The 3,790-nt window shown below is 62.3% G+C and carries 3 protein-coding genes and 1 pseudogene; 2 read left to right on the top strand and 2 right to left on the bottom strand.

The genetic code is table 11. From position 1 onward, the window contains the following. A pseudogene (locus EN893_RS23320) lies at positions 1-105 on the top strand (IS110 family transposase); the annotation flags it as partial. Between the two features lie 186 nt (positions 106-291). On the opposite strand, the gene EN893_RS23310 reads toward EN893_RS23320, so the two are convergent. Both EN893_RS23310 and EN893_RS23305 read right to left on the bottom strand, forming a co-directional pair. Next, the gene (locus EN893_RS23310) at positions 292-1,482 is read right to left on the bottom strand and encodes a Xaa-Pro peptidase family protein (protein WP_127272737.1); all 1,191 of its coding nucleotides are present in this window, start codon (positions 1,480-1,482) and stop codon (positions 292-294) included. Between the two features lie 118 nt (positions 1,483-1,600). Then, positions 1,601-1,852: a hypothetical protein gene (locus EN893_RS23305; protein WP_127270857.1), complete on the bottom strand. Its 252-nt coding sequence runs from the start codon at positions 1,850-1,852 to the stop codon at positions 1,601-1,603. Here EN893_RS23305 and EN893_RS23300 point away from each other — a divergent pair. Next, positions 1,851-3,461 carry an ABC transporter substrate-binding protein gene (locus tag EN893_RS23300; RefSeq protein WP_127272738.1) on the top strand — a complete coding sequence of 537 codons (1,611 nt, stop codon included), beginning with the start codon at positions 1,851-1,853 and terminating at the stop codon, positions 3,459-3,461. The two genes, EN893_RS23305 and EN893_RS23300, sit on opposite strands and share 2 nt — an antisense overlap. Positions 3,462-3,790: the final 329 nt, after the last annotated feature.

The raw sequence follows: 3,790 nt of genomic DNA, 5'->3' as shown, positions 1-3,790 counted from the left end.
GGCAAAACCAAAATGGTCATCCGCATGGCGCTGGCGCGAAAACTCCTCGTCATTCTCAATGCAAAAGCACGCGATGCGCGCATGGAGTTCGCCAATGCAACTTGACACCACAGATAGTCGCTCATTGTCCTGCCGGACATTTCTCCCCGTATAGTGACGGGGAGAAAGACGCAGTCATCGGCGCTTTCGCCAATTTTCAAATAGGTGCCGAGGGCGCGGCTGCCCTCTTCTCCGTCACTATACGGGGAGAAGGTGCCGGCAGGCGGATGAGGGGCAGCGCCCGCCTTCGTCCTAAAGAGTACCACCCCTGTTCCACCCCCGACCCCGGTCGCCGAACATCACATAACCAGCATCCGTCACCGCCAGCGTGTCCTCCAGCTTGATGAAGCCGCGCGTCGGGTGGAGCATGGTCGTCTCCACCGATAGCACCATGTTCTTCTCCAGCGGCTTTGCCGCATAGGTGCCTTCATAGGTCACCGGGTGGTTGGTCATCAGGAACGGCGCCTCGTGCGTGATCAGGCCCATGCCATGGGCGAAGAAATCCGTGTAGGCCGCGACCTTCGAAGCCTTCAGCACGCCCTCGGCATGGGAAATCATGTCGCCGCCCAGCGTGCCCGCTTTGACTTTTGAGAAGGCCGCCTGCTGCACCGTCTCGACCTCGGCCAGCAGATCTTCCAGTTCGGCATCCGGTTCCCCGAGAATGCCCATCCGGCAGAGGTCGCCGATATAGCCGTGAAAGTTGCCGCCGGAATCGATTGACAGCACCTCGCCTTTTTTCCACGCCTGCGGCGAGGCGGCGCGGTTGTGGCTGGAGCCCAGCGTCAGCAGGCAATATTCGAAATGGATGCCGCGATTGGTTTCCTCGCGCCGCAGCTGTTCGATGATCTCGCCCTTGGTCGTGCCTTCGCGCGCCCAGGCTATGGTCGCCAGCATGGAATCGGTGATCAGTTCAGAGGCCGTGCGCAGCTTCTCCAGTTCGGCATCGGTCTTGATGGCGCGCATGCGCTCCAGCATGTCGGTCGCATCGATCAGCCTGGCGTCCGGCAACGCCTTGCGGATCAGCGTATAGGCGTCCGACGGCAGGAAGCCGGGCTCGATGCCGATGCGCGCGCCCGCCTTGCCGATCTTCTGCAGATGCTCGACCGCAAGGTTGGCGGCGTCGAGCGTGCCCCAGCAGGCGGCGTGCAGCGTCGGCGTCCAGAACGGGTTGTTCTGATGCTCGCCGCCCTCCATGCGGTTGCCGATATAGGCGGCATGGTCCGGCCCGCCTTTCTCGTACACGACAATCGGCAGGTAACGGCTGTGGCCGATCGCATCCATGGCGGCGAAGAAGATGAACTTGTAGCCGCCCAGCAGATATTGCGTGTTGTGCTTGGAGGTGGCGAGCAGCACATCGATGCCGGCCTCCTCCATCAGCCGGTCGACCCTTGCCTGGTCGAACGGGATATTGCCGACCGCATTCTTGCCCGGAGCAATGTTCATCTCTCTCTCCCTGAATAGCCGGATCGCCGCTGTTCCGCTCCCGATCCCTTGGCAGCGGTCAAATCTGCACCACTTTGCCCGTTCTGGTCCAGCCAGAAACAGATGAAATGTCGCCTCTCTATGACTCCGCGCTGTCATTCGTCGCATATTCAACCAATCTGGTCCTACCAGAATGATCAAATTGAGCCACGCCCTCCAAACTGGTCCAGCGGACGAAAATTTCAAAGCCAAGCGAGGATGCGCCAATTCCGTCTCTGGCGAAACCCTCGGCAAGGCTCATAATCGCCGCCGCAAGGATGCCGGTGGGCTTGCCGGCGTCCGAGGGGTTGGCGCACCCGACCGGGTCGCGGAGAGGACGGAGTTCGATCATGTCAGGTTTCACGATTTCCAGACGCACGATGCTTGCCGGCTCGGCAATGCTGCTGGCCTCCACCGCAATGCCGGCACCGGGCTGGGCGCAGACGCCAAAGAAGGGCGGGCGACTGGTGCTTGCCGCCGATTCCGAACCGCGCAACCTCAACCCGGCGATCGTCGCCTCCAACGGCGTGTTCTTCATCTCCAGCAAGATCGTCGAAACGCTGGCCGAAGCCTCCTTCGACGGCAAAGACGGTCTCGCGCCACGGCTGGCGCTGAGCTGGGAAGGTGCCGCCGACGGGCTCTCGGCGACGTTCAAACTGCGCGACGGCGTCAAATGGCATGACGGCAAGCCGTTCACCTCGGCCGACGTCGCCTTCTCGGCGCTGCAGATCTGGAAGCCGCTGCAGAATCTCGGCCGCACCGTATTCAAGGATCTGGCCAGCGTCGACACCCCCGACGATCTCACCGCCGTGTTCAAATTCGCCAAGCCGACGCCGTTCCAGCTGATCCGCAACGCGCTGCCGGCGCTGAGCAGTGTGGTGCCGAAGCACATCTATGAGGTCGGCAAGATCGAGGACAACCCGGCCAACAACGCGCCCATCGGCACCGGACCGTTCAAATTCGGCGAGTACAAGGCCGGCCAATATTACCGGCTGACCAAAAACGCCGACTACTGGGGCAAGGACGAGCCCTATCTCGACGAGATCATCTATCAAGTGCTGCCGGATCGCACGTCAGCGGCGAGCGCGCTGGAGGCCGAGGAGATCCAGCTCGCAGCCTTTTCCGCCGTGCCGCTGGCCGACCTCGACCGCATCTCCAAGGTGCCGGGCCTGAAGGTGATCTCCAAGGGTTACGAAGGGCTGACCTATCAGCTCGTCGTCGAGATCAACCATCGCCGCAAGGAACTGGCCGACCTGAAAGTGCGGCAGGCGATCGCGCATGCCATCGACAAGGATTTCGTCGTCAAGACGGTGTTCCTCGGCTATGCCGCGACAGCCACCGGTCCGGTGCCGAAGAACGATCCGCAATTCTACACCGCCGACGTGCCGACCTATGCCTTCGACGTCGCCAAGGCCAACGCGCTGCTCGACGAGGCTGGCTACAAGAAAGGCGCCGACGGCAACCGCTTTTCGCTCAAGCTGCTGCCTGCGCCCTATTTCAACGAGACCAAGCAGTTCGGCGACTATCTGCGCCAGGCGCTCGCCGCCATCGGCATCGATGCTCAGCTGGTCAACAACGACTCGGCCGCGCACATCAAGGCGGTCTACACCGACCACGCCTTCGACCTCGCTGTCGGCCCGCCGGTGTTCCGCGGCGACCCGGCGATCTCGACCACCATCCTGGTGCAGAGCGGCATTCCGGACGGCGTGCCGTTCTCCAACCAGGGCGGCTACAAGAACGACGCGCTCGATGCGCTCATCGCCAAGGCATCGGAGACGCTCGATACATCAGCCCGCACCGACCTCTACAAGGAATTCCAGAAGGAGGTGGCCACCGACCTGCCGCTGATCAACGTCGCCGAATGGAGTTTTATCAGCGTCGCGCGCGACACCGTCGGCAACATCGCCAACAACCCGCGCTGGGCGGTGTCGAACTGGGCGGACACGTATTTGGAATCGTGACAGAATTGCGCGGATGAGAGTTCGCGAAATCAGCGTAGGCGTTGAGCCCTACGAGGCCCCCCTCTGTCCTGCCGGACATCTCCCCCTCAAGGGGGGAGATTGGCTGGCCGCACCGTCGGCTGATTTTCCTGCAGCGTCGAACATTGGCGAAACCATAAATGACTTCCGATCTCCCCCCTTGAGGGGGAGATGTCCGGCAGGACAGAGGGGGGCGCTCAGGCGCGACATCTCTCTTGGGCGACTCAGTGCCAAGCCTCCCACGCCCCCATGACCCGCGCCCTCACGCTCATCCGCCGTCGCCTTGTCGGCAGCGTCTTCGTGCTGCTGAT

Origin of the sequence: Mesorhizobium sp. M7A.F.Ca.CA.004.04.2.1 (genome assembly GCF_004022825.1) — a bacterium.
GTDB lineage: Bacteria > Pseudomonadota > Alphaproteobacteria > Rhizobiales > Rhizobiaceae > Mesorhizobium.
The sequence above is the reverse complement of the archived record's forward strand: the minus strand, read 5'-3'. Positions and strand labels throughout refer to the sequence as shown.